The sequence below is a fragment of the Streptomyces sp. NPDC032745 genome (assembly GCF_055579465.1).
The window spans coordinates 177,709-195,815 of the sequence record NZ_JBVING010000003.1; the positions used below are offsets into that span (position 1 = coordinate 177,709).

The following is an 18,107-nucleotide window of genomic DNA, read 5'->3' on the forward strand; positions in this document are numbered from 1 at the left end:
CCCTCTCTTCTTCCGTTCCCCCCTCCCCCTCCCCCCCCCTCCCTCCCCCCCCCCCCCCCCCCCCCCCCCCCCCCCCCCCCCCCCCCCCCCCCCCCCTCCCCCCCCCCCCCCCCCCCCCCCCCCCCCCCCACGACCGGTGAATCGGCAAGGGCGGCGGCTCAGCCACGCTTGGCCTGGGCCTTCTGCTGCATGCCCCTCGTCTTCGCCGAGACGGACTGCACGTCTCTGACCGCGGCCTTGGCGCGCGCCTCGGCCGCCGTGTTCTTCGCCCGCTCGTGCGCGCGCTCCGCGGTCTGCGCCGTGCCGGTACGAGCCTTCCTGGCCATGATCACTCCTCCTCGGGACACGCCGGAGGGCCTACGCCCTCCACTGTCCCTCCGTTCGGAGGAGGCGGCATCCGGGGAGAGGCGCCAGGGTCAGCCGCGCCCGCCCTTGCGGCGCTGCTCGCGCATCCGGTCTTCCTTCATGGCCTCCGTCTGGGCCTGTCGGACGTCCTCGATCAGCTGCGCCGGCTTCTGCGGAGTCCCGGACTCCGACGACCGGAGGTTCTCCTGAGTCGACTCCTTGCGCTTCTTCGCCATGATCGCTCCTCACTGGAAAACGGCTGGGTGGGACCCCGCCCACGCTGCCCCCTCCCGCCCTTCACGACCATCCGGCAGCGCCAATCGGGTTACATGGGGGGTATGACTGACAACACGGCCATGCCGGACTGGGAGAAGCGCTTCCGGGCACCGCGCGTCGGGCTGCCCGACTGGGCCGAGGACGCCCCGGACCGCTCGCTCTTCGTCTCGAACGCGACCGGTACCTACGAGCTCTACGCCTGGGACCGCGCGACCGGCACGCAGCGGCAGGCGACCGACCGCCCCAACGGGACCACCGACGGAACCCTCTCCCCCGACGGCGAGTGGATCTGGTGGTTCTCCGACACCGACGGCGACGAGTTCGGCACCTGGGTGCGCCAGCCCTTCGCGGGCGGCCCCGACGAGCCGGCCACCCCCGGGCTGGAGCCCTCGTACCCCGGCGGGCTCGCCATCGGCCGCGACGGGACCTCGGTCGTCGGCCGCTCCACCGACGAGGACGGCTCGACCGTCCACGTGGTGCGGCCCGACGGCACCGAGCCCGTGGTGATCTACCGGCACCGCGAGTCGGCCGGCGTCGGCGACCTCTCCCACGACGGCACCCTGATCGCGATCGAGCACACCGAGTACGGGGACGCCATGCACTCGGCCCTGCGCGTGGTCACCCTCGACGGCGCCACGGTCGCCGAGCTCGACGACTCCCGCGGCGGCACGGTGGAGCTGGGCCTTGAGGTCCTCGGCTTCGCGCCGGTCGCCGGCGACACCCGGCTGCTGGTCGGCCACCAGCGGCGCGGCCGCTGGGAGCCGATGGTGTGGGACGTGGCCACCGGCGCCGAGCAGGACCTGGCGATCGAGCTGCCGGGCGATGTGAGCGCCGAGTGGTACCCGGACGGCTCCGCACTGCTGATCGCGCACAGCTTCGAGGCGCGCAGCGAGCTCTGGCGCTACGACCTGGCAGCGCAGGAGCTCGCCAGGGTGGACACCCCGCCCGGCACGGTCTCGGGCGCGACGGCCCGGCCCGACGGCACGGTCGAGTACCAGTGGTCCTCGGCGGCCGAGCCCTCTTCCGTACGGTCCACCGCGGGCGGGATCGTCCTGGATCCCCCGGGGTTCCGGCCGCCCGGCTCGGTGCCGGTGGAGGACGTGTGGGTGGACGGCCCCGGCGGGCGGATCCACGCGCTGGCGCAGCGGCCCGAGGGCCACGGCGACGGCCCCTTCCCGACCGTCTTCGAGGTGCACGGCGGCCCGACCTGGCACGACAGCGACGCGTTCGCGGCGACCCCGGCGGCCTGGCTGGACCACGGCTTCGCGGTCGTCCGGGTCAACTACCGGGGCTCGTCGGGGTACGGCCGCGAGTGGACCGACGCCCTCAAGCACCGCGTCGGCCTGATCGAGCTCGAGGACATCGAGGCCGTCCGCGAGTGGGCGGTGGCCTCCGGCCTCGCCGACCCGGCGCGCCTCGTGCTCTCCGGCGGCTCCTGGGGCGGCTACCTGACCCTGCTGGGCCTGGGCAGGCAGCCCGAGGCCTGGGCCGTCGGCCTGGCCGCCGTACCGGTCGCCGACTACGTCACGGCGTACCACGACGAGATGGAGGCGCTGAAGTCCCTGGACCGCACCCTCTTCGGCGGCACGCCGGAGGAGGTCCCGGAGCGGTTCGAGGCGTCCTCTCCCCTCACGTACGTCGACGCCGTGAAGGCCCCCGTCCACATCGCGGCGGGCGTCAACGACCCGCGCTGCCCGATCCGGCAGATCGAGAACTACGTGGACCGGCTGGCGGCGCGCGGGGCGGTGCACGAGGTGTACCGGTACGACGCCGGGCACGGCTCGCTCGTCGTGGAGGAGCGGATCAAGCAGGTCCGGATGGAGCTCGAGTTCGTGCAGAAGCACCTGCCGCAGTAGCCCCGGCGGCGGCCCCGGCCCCGGTGATCCGGTGCACCCCCCGTACGGTGGTGGGGTGCACCGGTTTCTCCTGACCCCGCGCTGGTGGGGGATCAACGTCTTCGTCGCGCTCGCCGTTCCCGTCTGCCTGTTCATGGGGACCTGGCAGCTCGGCCGGTTCGAGGACCGCGTCGACAGCCACAAGGAGGCGGCCGGCGCACGCCCCGCCGACCAGGTGGCCGCACCGCTGGACTCGCTGCTCCCGGTGGACAAGAAGACCTCCGGACGCCTCGCCTCCGTCTCCGGCGAGTACGCCGACCAGCTGCTCGTCCCCGAGCGGCGGCTCGACGGGAAGTCCGGCTTCTACGTGCTGACCCTGCTGCGCACCGACACCGGCAAGGCCGTCCCGGTGGTCCGGGGCTGGCTGCCGGGCGCGGCGGACGCGGCCCGGGCTCCGGCCGCACCGGCCGGGCGGGTCGAGGTGACCGGCGCGCTCCAGGCGTCGGAGAGCGCCGGCAGCAAGGGCGTGTACGCCTCGGGCGGGCTCCCGGCCGGGCAGCTCGGGGTGATCGGGGCGGCCTCGCTGGTCAACCTCGTGCCGTACGGGCTGTACGACGCCTGGCTGACGGTGCAGACCCCGGCGGACGGACTGACCCCGGTCCCCGCGCAGGCGCCGAGCAACACCGGGCTCGACCTGAAGGCCTTCCAGAACCTCGGCTACACCGGCGAGTGGTTCGTCTTCGCCGCCTTCGTGCTGTTCATGTGGTTCCGGCTCTACCGCCGCGAGGTGGAGACCCTGCGCGACGCGGAGGCGGGGCTGCTGCCGGAGCCTGCCGTGCAGGAGCCGGCCGGCGCCGCGGCTACGGCTTCGGCTTCGGCGCGTCCAGCGGAATGACGCCCGTCCGGTAGACCGTCCCCCCGCACGCCGCGGGGATCGTCGTCTGCGTGGTCGGCGCCCCCGGCAGCGCCGTGTTCGGCGTGTGGGTCACCGCCACCCCGGTGTTGTCCGGGGCTGGACTGCCCGTGTCCGGCTCCGGGCCCGCCGCTGCGGCGCCCGACGCGCGCTGCCCGGTGTCCTGGGCACCGTCCACAGGGGGCTTGGGCCCCGGGTCGGGCGAGGCCGCCGGGCAGGGCTGCGCCGAGGGCACCCACGCGAAGCGGACCTCGTACGCCGTTTGCGGCTGGAGCAGCAGCAGCGGCGTCTCCGCCGTCGGGTCGGGCAGCCCGGCCGCCGGGTCCCCCGCCGTGTGGCCGACCACGGTGACCCCCGAGCCCTGGCCGGGCGCCGAGGCCGTCACCGAGGCCGCGGTCACGGTGTCCGGGCCGATGACGGTGCAGCCGCGCGCCGAGACGTTGGTGACCTTGAAACTGCCGTACACCTTGCCGTCGGCCTCCGGGGCCTTGGCAGTGCCCTGCACGCCGAGCTGCGCCGCGCTGCACCCGGGCAGTCCGGACGCCGCCGCCGGGGGCATCGGGCCGGTGCCGGCCGAGGCGCCCGCCGAGGCTCCCCCGGTGGGCGGGCCGGCCGTACCGCCGCCGGTCGGGGATCCGCCGTACTCCGGTTCCGGGTGCACGCCGCCGCTCTCCGCGCCCTTGCCGGCTGCCTCGGCGGACTGGGACGGGGAGCCCGAGCCGTTCTGGTGCGGGTCGGAGGTGCTGCCGCCCGCCGTGGCGCCCGGCTCCTCGCCGTGCCCGGCCATGGCGGAGTGGTCGGGCGCGCCGCCCTCGCCGCCGGTGATGTGCAGGTGCAGCGCCGCCGGGATCGCCGTCCCGGCCAGCAGCACGGCCGCCGCCGCCGCGACGAGGGCCTGCCGCTTGCGGGTCCTGCGTACGGGGACGGCGTACCGCAGCCGCTCGAGCGCGCCCTCGGAGGGCTCCAGGCCCTCGACGGCTCCGCGCAGCAGGCTCCGCAGCGCCTGCTCCTCGACCGCGCCGCCCGGCGGAGTGTGGTCGTCCATCATGACTGCGCAGCCTCCATCGCCACCCGCAGCGCGGCAATGCCCCGCGATCCGTACGCCTTGACCGAGCCGAGCGAGACGCCGAGCGTCTCGGCGACCTGGACCTCCGTCATGTCCGCGAAGTACCGCAGCACCAGCACCTCGCGCTGACGCCGCTGGAGTCCGCGCATCGCCTTGATGAGATCGTCCCGTTCCAGCTGGTCGTACGCGCCCTCTTCGGCACTGGCCATGTCCGGCATCGGCTTCGAGAGCAGCTTGAGGCCGAGGATGCGGCGGCGCAGCGCGGAGCGCGAGAGGTTGACGACGGTCTGGCGCAGATACGCCAGTGTCTTGTCCCGATCGCGAACCCTGTTGCGGGCCGAGTGGACGCGGATGAACGCCTCCTGGACGACGTCCTCGCAGGAGGCGGTGTCGTCGAGGAGCAGCGCGGCCAGGCCGAGCAGCGAGCGGTAGTGGGCCTGGTAGGTCTCGGTGAGGTGGTCGACCGTGGTGCCGGCGACGACGGCGCGCTCGGCGGCGACCGGCTCGCCTGCGGCGGACGCCTCCTCCCCGCTCCCCGCGGCCTCCGCGCTATCGCGGGGCGCGGGCACGCGGCCGCCCCGGGTCGGTACGGCGGAGGGCGCGGCGACCGGCGTCACCACGGGTGCCGCGGCCGGCGCAGCCGACGGCACGGCCGGCGGGACGGGAACGATCACCGGGTAGCCGCCGGACGCGGGCACACGGGAAAGCCGGCGCGGCGCACTGATTGCGCTGCGCACCGGTACGACGGCGAAGTCGAGAAGTGCCTCTGCCACGCCAGTTGGACACGCGTCCCCCCACCAGGGTTGTACGCGCGAGGCAGCCTCACCAGCAAAGTCCCTATTGCCCTCATGCGCACCCGCTCTTCCTGATTGCCCCGCCCGTCCCCAGGCGGCAGTCAGGCCATCACCTTGATCAAGGGATCAGCACTGATCCTACAAAGTGAATTACGCGAATTCACCAGCGATCAGTTCCGCGATCTGAGTGGCGTTCAGGGCGGCTCCGTTGCGGAGATTGTCGGCGCACACGAAGAACTCGAGGGAGCGCGGATCGTCGAGCGAGGCCCGCAGCCGCCCCACCCAGGCCGGATCCGTCCCGGCCGCGTCCACCGGGGTCGGGAACTCCCCCGCCGCCGGGTCGTCCACGACGACCACGCCGGGCGCGGCCTCCAGGATCTCCCGGGCGTGCGAGGCGTCCACCTCGGCCTCGAACCGCGCCCGTACGCTCAGCGAATGCCCGGTGAGCACCGGCACCTGTACGCAGGTCACCGCCACCGGCAGCGCGTCCAGGTGCAGGACACGGCGGGTCTGCGCCCGTACGGCCAGCTCGTGCGAGGACCATCCGCCGTCCCGCAGCTCACCGGACCACGGGACCACGTTCAGGGCGAGCGGGGCCGCGAAGGGGCCGGCGTCCTCGCCCACGGCGCGCCGCACGTCCCCGGTCTGCTCCCCCAGGGAGGTCTCGGCGACCAGCGACAGCTGGCGGCGCAGCGCCTCGGAGCCTGCCCGGCCGGCCGCGCTCGCGGCCTGGTACGAGGACACGGTCAGGTCGGCCAGCGCGTACTCGGCGTGCAGCGCGCCCAGGGCCGCGATCATCGAGGCGGTGACGCAGTCCGGGCTCGCGACGATCCCGCGCGGCCGCGTCCGTACGGCCTGCGCGTTGACCTCGGGCACCACCAGCGGCACCTCGGGGTCCTCCCGGAAGGCCGCGGACTGGTCGACGGCGACGGCTCCGCGCGTGACGACGACGGGGGCCCAGCGGGCCGAGACCTCGGCCGGGGTCAGGAACAGCACCACGTCGCCCTGCCCGAAGCCGTCGAAGGCGTCCTCGGTGAGGGCGAGCACCTCGCTCTCCTCACCGCGCACGGCCAGCATGCGGCCGGCCGAGCGCGGGGAGGCGATCAGGCGTATGTCGCCCCAGATGTCCGCCCGCTGGGACAGGATCTGGAGCACCACGGAGCCGACTGCTCCGGTCGCCCCGACCACGGCCAGCGCCGGAGCCGGGGTCGACCGGGTCGCGGTCATCGTCCGGTGCCTCCGTAGACGACGGCCTCGTCGCTGTCGGAGTCGAGGCCGAAGGCCGTGTGCACGGCGCGGACGGCCTCGTTGACGTCGTCCTGGCGGGTCACGACCGAGATGCGGATCTCGGAGGTCGAGATCAGCTCGATGTTCACGCCCGCGTCGGACAGCGCCTGGAAGAACGAGGCGGTGACGCCCGGGTTCGTCTTCATGCCCGCGCCGACCAGGGAGATCTTGCCGATCTGGTCGTCGTAGCGCAGGGAGTCGAAGCCGATCTTGCCCTTCGCCTTCTCCAGGGCCTCGATGGCCTTGTGGCCCTCGGTCTTGGGGAGGGTGAAGGAGATGTCCGTCAGGCCCGTGGACGCGGCGGACACGTTCTGCACGATCATGTCGATGTTGATCTCGGCGTCCGCGATGGCGCGGAAGATCGCCGCGGCCTCGCCCGGCTTGTCCGGGACGCCGACGACCGTGATCTTGGCTTCGGAGACGTCGTGCGCGACTCCGGAGATGATGGCGTGCTCCACCTGCGCGTCCCCTTGCGGATTCTCGTTGCTGACCCAGGTGCCCGGCAGTCCCGAGAAGGACGAGCGGACGTGGATCGGGATGTTGTAGCGGCGCGCGTACTCGACGCAGCGGTGCAGCAGCACCTTGGAGCCGGAGGCCGCGAGCTCCAGCATGTCCTCGGAGGAGATCCAGTCGATCTTCCGGGCCTTCTTCACGACGCGGGGGTCCGCGGTGAAGACGCCGTCGACGTCGGTGTAGATCTCGCAGACCTCGGCGTCCAGCGCCGCGGCGAGCGCGACGGCGGTCGTGTCCGAGCCGCCCCGGCCGAGGGTGGTGATGTCCTTGCTGTCCGCCGACACGCCCTGGAAGCCGGCGACGATGGCGATGTTGCCCTCGTCCAGCGCAGTGCGGATCCGGCCCGGCGTGACATCGATGATGCGCGCTTTGTTGTGGACCGAGTCGGTGATGACGCCTGCCTGGCTACCGGTGAACGACTGGGCCTCGTGGCCCAGGTTTTTGATCGCCATGGCCAGCAGGGCCATGGAGATACGCTCTCCGGCGGTCAGCAGCATGTCGAATTCGCGCCCGGCAGGCATCGGGGATACCTGCTCGGCGAGATCGATCAGCTCGTCCGTCGTGTCGCCCATCGCGGAAACCACGACGACCACCTGGTGGCCGTTCTTCTTGGCGTCCACGATCCTCTTGGCGACGCGCTTGATGCCTTCGGCATCGGCTACGGAGGAGCCTCCGTACTTCTGCACGACAAGGCCCACGTGCGCTCCTCGCTCAGTCCGTCTCATTGCTGGTGCAGTGTAACGAGCGGCCGCGATCCGACCGCTTCGTACCGCATCATGAGACGAACAGATCAAAGCCGGGGTTCCCGTCCGACGGGTTCCCCACCTCCCGTGGCCGGCCTACTTCCCGTGCACACCCAGCCGGGTGCCGATCTCCTCGGCCATCACCCGTCCGGCCTGCTCGGCGAGGTCGTCCTCGGCCAGGTCCTCGTCGGTGTCCAGGCCGTCCAGGGCCTCCAACGGCTGGTCCAGCCGTACGTGGGCGACCAGCGACTGCAGGGCGCGCAGCGTGGCCGAGGCCGTCTGGCCCCAGTTGGAGAAGTACGAGAACTGCCACCACCACAGCGCCTCGGTCGTCCGGCCCGCCCGGTAGTGCGCCAGGCCGTGCCGCAGGTCCGCCACCACGTCGGCCAGGTCGTCGGAGATCCGGTGCGCGACGGGCGCCTTGCGCGGCTCGTAGGGGTCGAAGACCTCGGAGTACACGTCGACCGGGTCCAGCATGTAGGCGAACCGCTCGCGCAGCTCGTCCACGTCCGGCTCCGGGCCGAGGTCGGGCTCGTAGCGCTCGTCGGGCAGGACGTCCTGGTACGCACCCAGCCGGCCGCCCGCCAGCAGCAGCTGGGACACCTCCAGGAGGAGGAAGGGCACCGCGCTGTCCGGGTCCTCGCCCTTGGCCACCTCGGTGACCGCGACGATGAAGGACTCGATCTGGTCCGCGATCTGGACGGCGAAGTCGTCCGGATCCTGGCCCAGGGCGTGCAGCGTTGCGTCAGACATCGAGAAGTCGCCTTCCTTCAAAGGCCCGCCCGAGCGTGACCTCGTCCGCGTACTCCAGATCTCCCCCGACGGGGAGCCCGCTGGCCAGGCGGGTGACCTTCAGGCCCATGGGCTTGATCATGCGGGCGAGGTACGTGGCGGTCGCCTCGCCCTCCAGGTTCGGGTCGGTGGCGAGGATCAGCTCGGTCACCTCCCCGTCCGCGAGGCGCGCCAGCAGCTCGCGGATGCGCAGGTCGTCCGGGCCGACGCCCTCGATCGGGCTGATCGCGCCGCCGAGGACGTGGTACCTGCCCCGGAACTCGCGGGTCCGCTCGATCGCGACGACGTCCTTCGGCTCCTCGACCACGCAGATGACCGTGGTGTCGCGGCGCGGGTCGCGGCAGATGTTGCACCGCTCCTCCTGCGCCACGTTCCCGCACACGGCGCAGAACCGGACCTTGTCCTTGACCTCGAGCAGCGCGTGCGCGAGGCGCCGGACGTCGGTTGGCTCCGCCTGCAGGATGTGGAAGGCGATCCGCTGCGCGCTCTTGGGCCCGACGCCGGGCAGCCTGCCCAGTTCGTCGATCAGGTCCTGGACCACGCCTTCGTACACGGACTGCCTTCTTTCGGTATGGGTGGGGGTAGAGGGATTAGAACGGGAGACCGGGGATGCCGCTGCCGCCGCCCAGGCCCTGGGCCAGCGGGCCCAGCTTCTCCTGCTGCAGCGCCTGGGCGTTCTCGTTGGCCGCCTGGACCGCCGCGACGACCAGGTCGGCGAGGGTTTCGCCAAGCTCCTGGAGGGAATCGGCGGTCGCCGGGTCCACGGCCTTCGGGTCGATCACCAGTGCACGCAGTTCACCGGAACCTGTGACGGTCGCCTTCACCAGGCCGCCGCCGGCCTGACCCTCGACCTCGGCCTGCGCAAGGGCTTCCTGCGCCGCGGCAAGGTCCTGCTGCATCTTCTGGGCCTGCTGGAGCAGCTGCTGCATGTTGGGCTGGCCACCACCGGGAATCACAGGTCACTCACTCCGTAGCGTCGTCCAAGCCTGGAGCAGCTTGGTCAATCCGAGCCTACGTGCTCACCGCGCGGCGCGCCCTACGCCGTGAGGACCAACTCTTTCGAGTGATGGACGGGGCGTGCGCGTACCTGATGGAGACCTCCCTGCGGGCGGAAAACCACGGATTCGCCGCCCATCGGCCGCCATTCGAAGGTAGGAAGGGCATGCGCATCATTGCGCACACGCGCACCACCACACGTCAGCGCAGGCAGAGGGAGTGCCGGGTGAGCCAGCCGGAGATGCAGCCCGAGGGGCCACCCCGGGATCCCCGGGAACCCCGGGACTCCCGGGAGGAGGGCAGCGGACCGATGGCGGCGGGCGATCTGACCGGCGGACCGTTCCCCCTCGGGGACTGGGGCGAGCCGGCCGAGCGGCTGGACGAGCTCTACCGGCGGGTCGAGGCCGATGCGCTGCGCACCGCGGAGTGGTATCTGTCCGACCGGGCGTGGAAGCGCCGGGGCGCGCGGGTCCTGCGGGTCGGTGCGGCGGTGGGGGCGGTCGCCGGCGCCTCGATTCCGCTGGTGGGGCTCACGGGGTCCGCCACCGGTGCGATGCCGTACGGCTACCTGTCGCTGTTGCTGGCCGCGGCCTGCCTGGCCTGCGACCGCTTCTTCGGCCTGACCTCGGGCTGGATGCGGGACGTGGCGACGGCGCAGGCGGTGCAGCGCCGCCTCCAGACGCTCCAGTTCGACTGGGCTTCGGAGAACGTACGGGAGGTCCTGGGCCCCACGGAGGGCACGGCGAGCGAGGCGGCGGAGCGCTGCCTCACCGTCCTGCGGCGCTTCTCGGAGGACGTGACGGAGCTGGTGCGGTCCGAGACCGCGGAGTGGATGGTGGAGTTCTCCTCGGGCCCGGCGCCGCTGGTGATGCAGTCGCTCGGCGCCCCGTCGTCCCGGGCCGATGCAGGCCTCCCCCCGACCCGCTTCCCCCTCCCCCCGGGCACCCGCCCGAACATGCCCCGCCAGCGCCCCCCGGAACAACCCCGCTGACCCGTGCCGGCCCCGGCAGATCCGGCACCGCGTCCGGGGTCCGGGGCCGTGCCCCGGGATACGGAGAAAGGGCGGGGCGGGGAGAAGGCTCCGCAGCGGAACCCGGCACCCCCGCCCCGGCGAATGCAGCGCTCAGCTGAAGATGATCATCGATCCTTGGCCCAGGCTCCGCGTCGCAGCCGCATGCAGCCCCAGCCAGACGTGCCGCTCCCGCGCGAACGGGTTCTCGTCATAGGGAATCGGCCCCGCAGGCTCCTCCAACGACGTGGCCCGCCCCGGCGCCACCGGCGCCACCGGCGGATTCCCCGGGTCGATCCCGATCGCCGGCGCCACCACCATCAGCTCCCGCAGCAACCCCTGCGCCGACCCCAGCGGCCCGCCCCCGGCCAACAGCTCCTCGTTGGCCAGCGGAGCCGCGAAGTCCACCGGCACGTACGCCCCGGCATGGTCGTAGTGCCACACCAGATGCGACTGCTGCGCCGTCGGCTCGAACATCTCCAGCAGCTGCTCGTAGTCCCCGCCCAGCTCGTCCACCGGAGTCACCGGCAGCCCGCAGACCTGCAGCAGGTACGCCCGCCGCAGGAAGTGCAGGGCGTCGTAGTCGAAGCCGGCGACGGGGGCCACGTCCCCGCTCAGGCCCGGCATGTACGCGAACACGGGCACGGACGGCAGCCCCGCCTCGCCCAGCGCCTTGTCGTACGAGGCGATCTCTTCCGCGAAGGGGTTGTCGGGGCTGTGGCACAGCACGTCGACAAGGGGGACCAGCCACAGGTCACAGGCCACGCGGGCTCCGATCAGTCGTTGTCGCCGATTCGGTCAGCGTAGTGCGCCGAACACCCTCCGCGAAGGGCTGCGCAGAACCTGTGGCGGAACCCTTGGCGAACCTGCGGCGGAACCTGGGCCACAACCAGGCAGAACCCGCTCCGGAGCCGCCCGCTACACCTGCCCCGGACCCACCCTCCAGACCCATGCGTCCTGCACCTTCTCCGGCTGCCGCCCCAGCAGCTCGCTGATCATGCCCCGCAGCTCGGCCTCCCGGTCCTGGAACGGCAGGACGACCGCGCCCGCCTTCCAGAACTCCAGGTCCAGCCGGGCCTGCTCCCGCCACTGCGGGGTGATCTCCGGCGGCTGCGCCCCGTACCGGACGTCCCGCAGGAGGTTCGAGAGGTGCCTCGGGGTGGCCCCGTAGATGCCGATCCGGTCGGGCCCCCACGGGCCGTTGAAGTAGCCGCCGGCCAGCCGGAAGCCGAAGTCCGCCTCGACCTGCCAGTGCAGCGCGTCCGCCTGGCCCGGGTCCGGCAGCGGCACCGGAACGAGCGCTTCGCCGTCCTTGACGTAGCCCTTCCACGCGCCCGAGGTGATGAACGCCGGCACCGGCGCCCGCTCCCGTACGGCCAGTGGCAGCGGCAGCACCGGAATCAGCGCCGCCGCCACCGCGAGCAGACCGAGCGTGCGCAGCTCGCGCGTGCGCGTCCGTACGATCCGGTCCAGCGCGAGCGCGAGCAGCACGCCCAGTACGGGGGCGCACACCATCGCCACGCGCCCCTCGATCACCGACTCGAACAGCGGCAGCTTCACCATCAGCCGCCAGGGCCCCGGCAGCACGACGTCCGTCCGCGGCACGGGCACCCACGGCCCCAGGGACAGCAGCAGCGCCACGGCGCCGGTGATCGCGAGCGCGCGGACGACCGTACGCCGCCACATCCACACGCACACGGCCACGCCCAAGGCCAGCAGGGGCCACCCGTAGAAGGCGTTCTGCTCGGTGGTGTTCAGCGAGAGCCGGCCCGCCGTCTCGGCGTCGCCGAAGAGGGAGCGGGCGGCGTACTCGACCAGGGCGCGCGGGCTGTTCCCGGCGTTGTCCCCGTGCAGGACCGAGTGGTAGCTCTGCGGGCCGAAGAACTGCCAGTACAGCGGGAAGACCAGCAGCGGCACGCAGACCCCGGCGGCGATGACCAGGCCGAGACCCAGCGGCCGCGCGGCCTCGAGGGCGCGCCGGCGGTCGACCAGCAGGTACGCCAGCGAGAAGACCAGCATGCCGAGCGCGGCGATGAGCAGCGGCTCCTCGCCCAGGAAGATCTGGTACGTCGCGAACAAGCCGAGCAGGACACCGTCCCGGACCACGTTGCGGCCCTCGCACAGGCGCAGGGCCCGGTCGATGATCAGCGGGATCATGAAGAGGACGACGAAGTTCGGGTGGCCGTTGGCGTGCGAGACCATCGGCGGCGCGAACGCGGCGAGCGCACCGCCCGCGGCGGCGGCCCAGCGGCTGTGCACGAAGCGGCGGCGGATCAGCCAGTACCAGGTCCACGCACTGGCGGCCATGCCGAGCGTGAGGACCAGCGCGAAGGTGACGGTCTCCCCGAACAGGAGCGTGACCGGGATCAGCGGGACGGTCAGGCCGAGCATGGTCGCGTTGGCCATCAGGTTCACGCCGTCGGGCATGCCCTGGGCGGTGGTGAAGAGCGGATTGCGCAGGTGGGTGATGTTGTCGGTGGCGACCCCGACGAACCACTCCCACTGGTTCTGGTCCTGGAGCGCGTCCTTCAGGTAGCGGCCGTCGAGGTCCGCCCACAGGCCGTGGAAAACGTAACCGGAGAGCACGAGGAAGACGGCGGCGACGGCGAGGCCGCCGGCGTTCAGCCGGAACAGCTCCGCGAGCGCGCGGCGCCGGTCGCCGGCGGTCCGGCGGGGCCCCGGCGCCGGCTGCGCAGCGCGGCGCACCGGTACCTCGGCCACGGGCCAGCCCTGGCGGCGGATCCAGCGCAGCACCTCGGCGTCGACGGCCGGGCCGTCGAGGACGGAGGCGCCGAAGGCGGCGCGCACCCGGTCCCCGTCGAAGAGCGCGAAGCCGCAGGTATCGGAGCGGAAACCGGGTACCCCGGGAATGCCCAGAGCTCGGACCAGGCGGTTTCCCGTCCGGCCGAGGGCGGCGGCCGCGGGCTCGCCGCCGCTCCGGTTCTCCTGGCTCTCCCGGCTCTCCTGGCTCTCCCGGCCCAGGGCCTGCTCCAGCCGGTCCAGCTCGGCCAGGGGCGTCCTGAGCCCGGCGTCGGTCAGCAGCACCCGCTCCCCGGCGCAGACCAGTACTCCGGCGCGCAGCGCGGCGCCCCTGCCGCGGTGGTGCTCGGAGCGGACCAGTCGGATCCGGGGCTCTTCGGCGGCCGCGGCCTCGACGACGGCGGCCGTGCCGTCGGCGGAGCCGTCGTCGACGACGAGGAGCTCCCAGTCGCCGGGTCCGGTGCCGAGGCGGGCGTCGAGGTGCTCGCGGACGGCCTCGAGGCTCGCGCCGATCCGGTGCTCGTCGTCGTGGACGGGGATGACGACGGAGAGCCCGACGGCGCCCAGCCAGGCCGGGGCGGCATCGGTACCGGTCACGCAGGTCTCGCCGGTCACGCAGGTCTCACCGGTCGCTGCGGTGTCGGTCATGCGCCGACCGCCTTCAGGCCCGCGGCCCAGTCCAGCCCGTGCTGGTTGTACGCGTACACGAGGCTGCGCACCTCGTCGGCGTCGGCGCGGGTCACTGCGTCGACCAGTTCGTTGTGCCCGGACCACAGTCCGGTGTGGAGATCCGGCGCCGCCTTCAGGTGCGGTACGGCGAAGACCCAGCACTGCACCCGGATCCGGTGCAGGAACTCCGAGATGTACGTGTTGCCGACCAGCCCGCTCAGCTCCCTCCAGAAGCGCAGGTCGTAGCCGATCAGCACTTCGAGCGAGCCGCTCTGCGCGGCCCGGCACGCCTCCTCGGCACGACGGCGCACCGACACCAGCATTTCGCCGGAGCCGGGCGCGGTGCCGCGCTCGACGAGCCGCCGGAAGATCCCGTCCACGATGAGCGTACGGGCCTCGATCATGCCCCGGTAGTCGTCCACGGTGTAGACACGCACGCGGAAGCCCCGGTGCTGGACCGATTCCAGCAGCCCCTGGGCCGCGAGGTCGACCAGTGCCTCGCGTACGGGGGTCGCGGAGACCTCGTACTGCTCGGCGATCTGCTTGACCGTGAACTCGGTGCCCGGTGGCAGGCGTCCCGCGAGCACCTCGTCACGCAGCGCGTCCGCGATCTGCTGGCGAAGTGTGTTGCGGGTGACAGCGCCGCTGCCTGACATAAGGGTCCGTCTCCTTAAGTGAACTTCGGACACCTTAGGCCAGGCAGCGCGGCTGAAACCGATCGAACGCGGATGGTTTCCGGTCGGGCCGTAGCCGGGCCGTCGTCGGGCCGTCGTCGGGCCGTCGTCGGGCCGTCGTCGGGCGGTGCCGGACCGTCGCCGGTCAGGCCGACGTGGTGTGCCGGTCCGCGACCGTCAGCGCCTCGTCCAGCAGGGCCAGGCCCTCCTTGGCCTCCGCCTCCGTGATGGTGCACGGCGGGACGACATGCGTCCGGTTCATGTTCACGAAGGGCCACAGGCCGGAGGCCTTGCAGGCCGCCGCGAATTCGGCCATCGGTGCGTTGTCGGCACCGGCCGCGTTGTAGGGGACGAGCGGCTCGCGCGTCTCCTTGTCCCGTACGAGTTCCAGGGCCCAGAAGGCGCCCAGGCCGCGGACCTCGCCGACCGACGGGTGCCGTTCGGCGATCTCGGCGAGCGCCGGGCCGATCACGTTCTCGCCGAGGTGGGCGGCGTGCTCGACGACGCCCTCCTCCTCCATGGCGTTGATCGTCGCCACGGCGGCGGCGCAGGCCAGGGGGTGGCCGGAGTACGTCAGGCCGCCAGGGTAGGGCCGGGTGGCGAAGGTCTCGGCGATGGCGGCCGAGATGGCCACGCCGCCGAGCGGCACGTAGCCGCTGTTCACGCCCTTGGCGAAGGTGATCAGGTCGGGGGTGACGCCCCAGTTCTCGGCGGCGAACCACTTGCCGGTCCGCCCGAAGCCGGACATGACCTCGTCGAGGATGAAGACGATGCCGTGGCGGTCGCAGAGCTCGCGTACGCCCGCGAGGTAGCCGGCCGGCGGGGTCATGATCCCGGCGGTGCCGGGCACGCTCTCCAGGATGATCGCGGCGATGGTCGCCGGCCCCTCGAACGCGATGGTGTCGGCGAGGTGCGCGAGGGCGCGCTCGCACTCCTCGGCCTCGGTGGTGGCGTGGAACGCCGAGCGGTAGAGGAACGGGCCCCAGAAGTGCACGACCCCGGCGGCGGCCGTGTCGGACGGCCAGCGGCGCGGGTCGCCGGTCAGGTTGATCGCGGCGGCGGTGGCCCCGTGGTAGGAGCGGTAGGTCGAGAGCACCTTCTGACGGCCGGTGTGCAGCCGGGCCATCCGTACGGCGTTCTCGACGGCCTCGGCGCCGCCGTTGGTGAAGAAGACCTTGTCCAGGTCGCCCGGGGTCCGCTCGGCGATGAGGCGTGCGGCCTCGGAGCGGACGTCGACGGCGAAGCCGGGCGCGAGGGTGCACAGCCGGGCGGCCTGCTCCTGGATCGCTGCGACGACCTTGGGGTGCTGGTGGCCGATGTTGGTGTTCACCAGCTGGGAGGAGAAGTCGAGGAAGCGGTTGCCGTCGTAGTCCCAGAAGTACGACCCCTCGGCCCCGGCGACGGCGAGCGGGTCGATCAGGGCCTGGGCGGACCAGGAGTGGAAGACGTGGGCGCGGTCGGCGGCCTTGACGGCCGCGCCGTCGGCGCGGGAGGCGCCGGGGGCGTCGGAGGCGACGTGAGGGGTCATGCGGCCACGCTAAAAGTGCGCAGGTGGGAAGGGATATCGGCGGACTGTCTGCGGGTGGGGGCCGGGTCTCGGCAGTCTGTCTGCATGTGTCTGTGCCTGTGTGTGCTGAAGGCATTGATTGACAGCATGCTGCCTATCTGACAGCCTGCTGTCATACCCCACGAAGTGCAGATGGAGGAGGCGACGAGATGACCATTCCCACCACCGCTCCCACCGCCAGGCCGGTCCACTTGGCGGTCTACGACACGTACGCCGACTGGGAGACCGGGCACACGACGGCACACCTGGCCCAGCGCGGCCACCAGATCCGTACGGTCGGCCCCGCCGCCGGAGCGCCGGTCACCACCATGGGCGGTGTCCGCATCCAGCCCGACCTGGCCCTCGCGGACCTCTCCCCCGAGGACTCCTCCCTCCTGATCCTGACCGGCGCCTCGCTGTGGGACTCCGGCGACGACCTGGCCCCCTTCGCGGCGAAGGCCCGCGAGTTCCTGGCGGCCGGGGTCCCGGTCGCGGCGATCTGCGGGGCCACGGCAGGTCTCGCCCGGGAGGGCCTGCTCGACGACCGCGCCCACACCAGCGCGGCCTCCTTCTACCTGGCGCAGCAGCCGGGCTACGCGGGCGCCGAGCGGTACGTCGAGGCCGACGCGATGACGGACGGCGACCTGATCACGGCGGGCCCGACGGAACCGGTGGCCTTCGCCCGGGAGGTCTTCGCCCGGCTGGACGTCTACAAGCCGGACGTCCTGAACGCCTGGTACCGCCTGTTCCACGACTCGGACGCCAGCGCGTTCCCGGTCCTGATGGCGGCTGCGGAGCGCGGCGATGCCTGACTCCCCGCCGGAACCCCTGCTGGAACCCCTGCCGGAACCCCTGTCGGTACGGGCCCGGCAGGATCTGCTGAGCCGCACCGCGCTCGGGGTGTTCGGGCTGAACGGCCGGTTCCTCGCGCTCTCCGAGGAACTGGCCCGGCCGGCCGGGCTGACCGCGGCCTGGTGGCAGGTGCTGGGCGCGGTGCTCCAGGAGCCCCTGCCGGTGGCGGGCATCGCCCGGGTCATGGGCATCACCCGGCAGAGCGTCCAGCGCATCGCGGACCTGCTCGCGGCCAAGGGTCTCGCGGAGTACGTCCCGAACCCGGCCCACCGCCGCGCGAAACTGCTTTGCCCGACAGAGGAGGGCCGCGCCGCGGTCGCCCGCATCACCCCGGCCCACGCCGCCCTGGCCGCCCGCCTGGCCGATGAACTGGGCGAGGCCGCCTTCGCGGAAACGGTCCGGGTCCTGGACCGCCTCACGAAGGCCGTGGACACGCTGCTGGCCGACGCGACCGAAACCGGCACCGCGGGCACCGCCGACACCGCGGGCGCTTGAGGCGCGGGGCCCCGGGGGCAGGGGCGCCCGGGGCGGGGCTGGCCCCCGGAAACGACACGGCACCGGATTATGTCGAGGTCAATAATCCTGCAGGCAAAGCTTGTTGCCCCCGTCACCCCCACCGCACACTGCCCCCCATGGAGCCGCTGACCGTAATAACTCAACTGTGGGAGGGAATCGGCGCCCGCGACTGGCCCGCCGTATCCCGCCTCATCGCCGAAGACGCAGTCATCGAATGGCCCGTCAGCGGCGAACGCATCGTCGGCAGGGACAACTTCATCGCCGTGAACAGCGACGAGGCCTACACCGACGAGAGGTCCGTCAAACTCCTGCGCATCCTCGCGGACGGCGACCTCGTCGTCACCGAGGTGGAGATCCCCCAGGAACACGTCGTCTACCGCGCCGTGTCCCTGTGGACCGTCCAGGACGGAGAGATCGTCGGCGCCCGGGAGTACTGGACCAGCCCCGGCCAGGACCCGGCCCCCCGCTGGCGCGCGGCCCTCGTCGAACCGCTCGCGGAGCCCCTGGTGGCAGACTGAGCC

The 18,107-nt window shown here is 72.6% G+C and carries 19 protein-coding genes; 6 read left to right on the forward strand and 13 right to left on the reverse strand.

Going from position 1 to position 18,107, the window contains the following annotated elements; genetic code table 11:
• Positions 1-158: 158 nt before the first annotated feature.
• Both ACZ5WG_RS08610 and ACZ5WG_RS08615 read right to left on the reverse strand, forming a co-directional pair.
• A complete protein-coding gene (locus ACZ5WG_RS08610) occupies positions 159-326 on the reverse strand; it encodes a hypothetical protein (RefSeq protein WP_468721668.1) in 168 nt (55 codons plus the stop codon).
• Positions 327-416: 90 nt separating this feature from the next.
• Positions 417-581 carry a hypothetical protein gene (locus tag ACZ5WG_RS08615; RefSeq protein WP_159047224.1) on the reverse strand — a complete coding sequence of 55 codons (165 nt, stop codon included), beginning with the start codon at positions 579-581 and terminating at the stop codon, positions 417-419.
• A gap of 102 nt (positions 582-683) precedes the next feature.
• Here ACZ5WG_RS08615 and ACZ5WG_RS08620 point away from each other — a divergent pair, with 102 nt between their 5' ends.
• Entirely contained in the window at positions 684-2,477 is a 1,794-nt protein-coding gene (locus ACZ5WG_RS08620; protein ID WP_468721670.1) for a S9 family peptidase, read from the forward strand.
• A 55-nt stretch (positions 2,478-2,532) separates the two neighbouring features.
• Entirely contained in the window at positions 2,533-3,351 is an 819-nt protein-coding gene (locus ACZ5WG_RS08625) for an SURF1 family protein (RefSeq protein WP_468721672.1), read from the forward strand.
• Here ACZ5WG_RS08625 and ACZ5WG_RS08630 read toward each other — a convergent pair.
• The 7 genes from ACZ5WG_RS08630 to ACZ5WG_RS08660 all read right to left on the reverse strand — a co-directional run bounded on the left by ACZ5WG_RS08630 (position 3,317) and on the right by ACZ5WG_RS08660 (position 9,520).
• Positions 3,317-4,417: a hypothetical protein gene (locus ACZ5WG_RS08630; protein ID WP_468721673.1), complete on the reverse strand. Its 1,101-nt coding sequence runs from the start codon at positions 4,415-4,417 to the stop codon at positions 3,317-3,319. The genes ACZ5WG_RS08625 and ACZ5WG_RS08630 overlap by 35 nt on opposite strands.
• Entirely contained in the window at positions 4,414-5,208 is a 795-nt protein-coding gene (locus tag ACZ5WG_RS08635) for a SigE family RNA polymerase sigma factor (RefSeq protein WP_468721674.1), read from the reverse strand. The genes ACZ5WG_RS08630 and ACZ5WG_RS08635 overlap by 4 nt, the downstream gene beginning before the upstream one ends.
• A 171-nt stretch (positions 5,209-5,379) precedes the next feature.
• Positions 5,380-6,456 (reverse strand): aspartate-semialdehyde dehydrogenase, encoded by a 1,077-nt coding sequence (locus tag ACZ5WG_RS08640; RefSeq protein WP_468721675.1) that lies wholly within the window; start codon positions 6,454-6,456, stop codon positions 5,380-5,382.
• On the reverse strand, positions 6,453-7,727 hold the full coding sequence (locus tag ACZ5WG_RS08645; protein ID WP_468721677.1) for an aspartate kinase: 1,275 nt from the start codon (positions 7,725-7,727) through the stop codon (positions 6,453-6,455). The genes ACZ5WG_RS08640 and ACZ5WG_RS08645 overlap by 4 nt, the downstream gene beginning before the upstream one ends.
• 141 nt (positions 7,728-7,868) lie before the next feature.
• Positions 7,869-8,525 (reverse strand): DUF5063 domain-containing protein, encoded by a 657-nt coding sequence (locus ACZ5WG_RS08650; protein ID WP_468721678.1) that lies wholly within the window; start codon positions 8,523-8,525, stop codon positions 7,869-7,871.
• Complete coding sequence (gene recR, locus ACZ5WG_RS08655) at positions 8,518-9,117, reverse strand: recombination mediator RecR (protein WP_030152816.1); 600 nt, start codon at positions 9,115-9,117, stop codon at positions 8,518-8,520. Before recR ends, ACZ5WG_RS08650 begins: the two co-directional genes overlap by 8 nt.
• Before the next feature lie 37 nt (positions 9,118-9,154).
• Positions 9,155-9,520, reverse strand: coding sequence for a YbaB/EbfC family nucleoid-associated protein (locus ACZ5WG_RS08660; protein WP_468721679.1), 366 nt, complete (start codon positions 9,518-9,520; stop codon positions 9,155-9,157).
• Positions 9,521-9,786: 266 nt separating this feature from the next.
• Here ACZ5WG_RS08660 and ACZ5WG_RS08665 point away from each other — a divergent pair, with 266 nt between their 5' ends.
• The gene (locus ACZ5WG_RS08665; protein WP_468721680.1) at positions 9,787-10,551 is read left to right on the forward strand and encodes an SLATT domain-containing protein; all 765 of its coding nucleotides are present in this window, start codon (positions 9,787-9,789) and stop codon (positions 10,549-10,551) included.
• 132 nt (positions 10,552-10,683) lie between these two features.
• Here the strand turns inward: ACZ5WG_RS08665 and ACZ5WG_RS08670 are convergent, their stop codons facing one another.
• The 4 genes from ACZ5WG_RS08670 to ACZ5WG_RS08685 form a co-directional block, all read right to left on the reverse strand.
• Positions 10,684-11,334, reverse strand: a complete 651-nt coding sequence (locus tag ACZ5WG_RS08670; RefSeq protein ID WP_468721682.1) for a hypothetical protein — start codon at positions 11,332-11,334, stop codon at positions 10,684-10,686.
• Between the two features lie 153 nt (positions 11,335-11,487).
• Positions 11,488-13,977, reverse strand: coding sequence for a glycosyltransferase (locus tag ACZ5WG_RS08675; RefSeq protein ID WP_468721683.1), 2,490 nt, complete (start codon positions 13,975-13,977; stop codon positions 11,488-11,490).
• Positions 13,974-14,654, reverse strand: a complete 681-nt coding sequence (locus ACZ5WG_RS08680) for a GntR family transcriptional regulator (RefSeq protein ID WP_266665442.1) — start codon at positions 14,652-14,654, stop codon at positions 13,974-13,976. Before ACZ5WG_RS08680 ends, ACZ5WG_RS08675 begins: the two co-directional genes overlap by 4 nt.
• A gap of 163 nt (positions 14,655-14,817) precedes the next feature.
• Positions 14,818-16,200, reverse strand: a complete 1,383-nt coding sequence (locus ACZ5WG_RS08685; protein WP_468721684.1) for an aminotransferase class III-fold pyridoxal phosphate-dependent enzyme — start codon at positions 16,198-16,200, stop codon at positions 14,818-14,820.
• Between the two features lie 188 nt (positions 16,201-16,388).
• On the opposite strand from ACZ5WG_RS08685, the gene ACZ5WG_RS08690 reads away from it, so the two are divergent.
• The 3 genes from ACZ5WG_RS08690 (at position 16,389) to ACZ5WG_RS08700 (ending at position 18,104) form a co-directional block, all read left to right on the forward strand.
• Positions 16,389-17,030, forward strand: coding sequence for a DJ-1/PfpI family protein (locus tag ACZ5WG_RS08690; protein ID WP_468721685.1), 642 nt, complete (start codon positions 16,389-16,391; stop codon positions 17,028-17,030).
• Positions 17,023-17,565: a MarR family winged helix-turn-helix transcriptional regulator gene (locus tag ACZ5WG_RS08695; protein WP_468721687.1), complete on the forward strand. Its 543-nt coding sequence runs from the start codon at positions 17,023-17,025 to the stop codon at positions 17,563-17,565. The genes ACZ5WG_RS08690 and ACZ5WG_RS08695 overlap by 8 nt, the downstream gene beginning before the upstream one ends.
• Positions 17,566-17,702: 137 nt before the next feature.
• The gene (locus ACZ5WG_RS08700; RefSeq protein WP_468721689.1) at positions 17,703-18,104 is read left to right on the forward strand and encodes a nuclear transport factor 2 family protein; all 402 of its coding nucleotides are present in this window, start codon (positions 17,703-17,705) and stop codon (positions 18,102-18,104) included.
• Positions 18,105-18,107: the final 3 nt, after the last annotated feature.

Excerpts from the sequence above, each read along its gene's own strand:
- ACZ5WG_RS08680 (WP_266665442.1), bottom strand. The coding sequence starts at position 14,654 with ATGTCAGGCAGCGGCGCTGTCACCCGCAACACACTTCGCCAGCAGATC.
- ACZ5WG_RS08615 (WP_159047224.1), bottom strand. The coding sequence starts at position 581 with ATGGCGAAGAAGCGCAAGGAGTCGACTCAGGAGAACCTCCGGTCGTCG.
- ACZ5WG_RS08690 (WP_468721685.1), top strand. The coding sequence starts at position 16,389 with ATGACCATTCCCACCACCGCTCCCACCGCCAGGCCGGTCCACTTGGCG.
- ACZ5WG_RS08675 (WP_468721683.1), bottom strand. The coding sequence starts at position 13,977 with ATGACCGACACCGCAGCGACCGGTGAGACCTGCGTGACCGGCGAGACC.
- ACZ5WG_RS08640 (WP_468721675.1), bottom strand. The coding sequence starts at position 6,456 with ATGACCGCGACCCGGTCGACCCCGGCTCCGGCGCTGGCCGTGGTCGGG.
- ACZ5WG_RS08630 (WP_468721673.1), bottom strand. The coding sequence starts at position 4,417 with ATGATGGACGACCACACTCCGCCGGGCGGCGCGGTCGAGGAGCAGGCG.
- ACZ5WG_RS08695 (WP_468721687.1), top strand. The coding sequence starts at position 17,023 with ATGCCTGACTCCCCGCCGGAACCCCTGCTGGAACCCCTGCCGGAACCC.
- ACZ5WG_RS08685 (WP_468721684.1), bottom strand. The coding sequence starts at position 16,200 with ATGACCCCTCACGTCGCCTCCGACGCCCCCGGCGCCTCCCGCGCCGAC.
- ACZ5WG_RS08700 (WP_468721689.1), top strand. The coding sequence starts at position 17,703 with ATGGAGCCGCTGACCGTAATAACTCAACTGTGGGAGGGAATCGGCGCC.
- ACZ5WG_RS08620 (WP_468721670.1), top strand. The coding sequence starts at position 684 with ATGACTGACAACACGGCCATGCCGGACTGGGAGAAGCGCTTCCGGGCA.
- ACZ5WG_RS08610 (WP_468721668.1), bottom strand. The coding sequence starts at position 326 with ATGGCCAGGAAGGCTCGTACCGGCACGGCGCAGACCGCGGAGCGCGCG.
- ACZ5WG_RS08650 (WP_468721678.1), bottom strand. The coding sequence starts at position 8,525 with ATGTCTGACGCAACGCTGCACGCCCTGGGCCAGGATCCGGACGACTTC.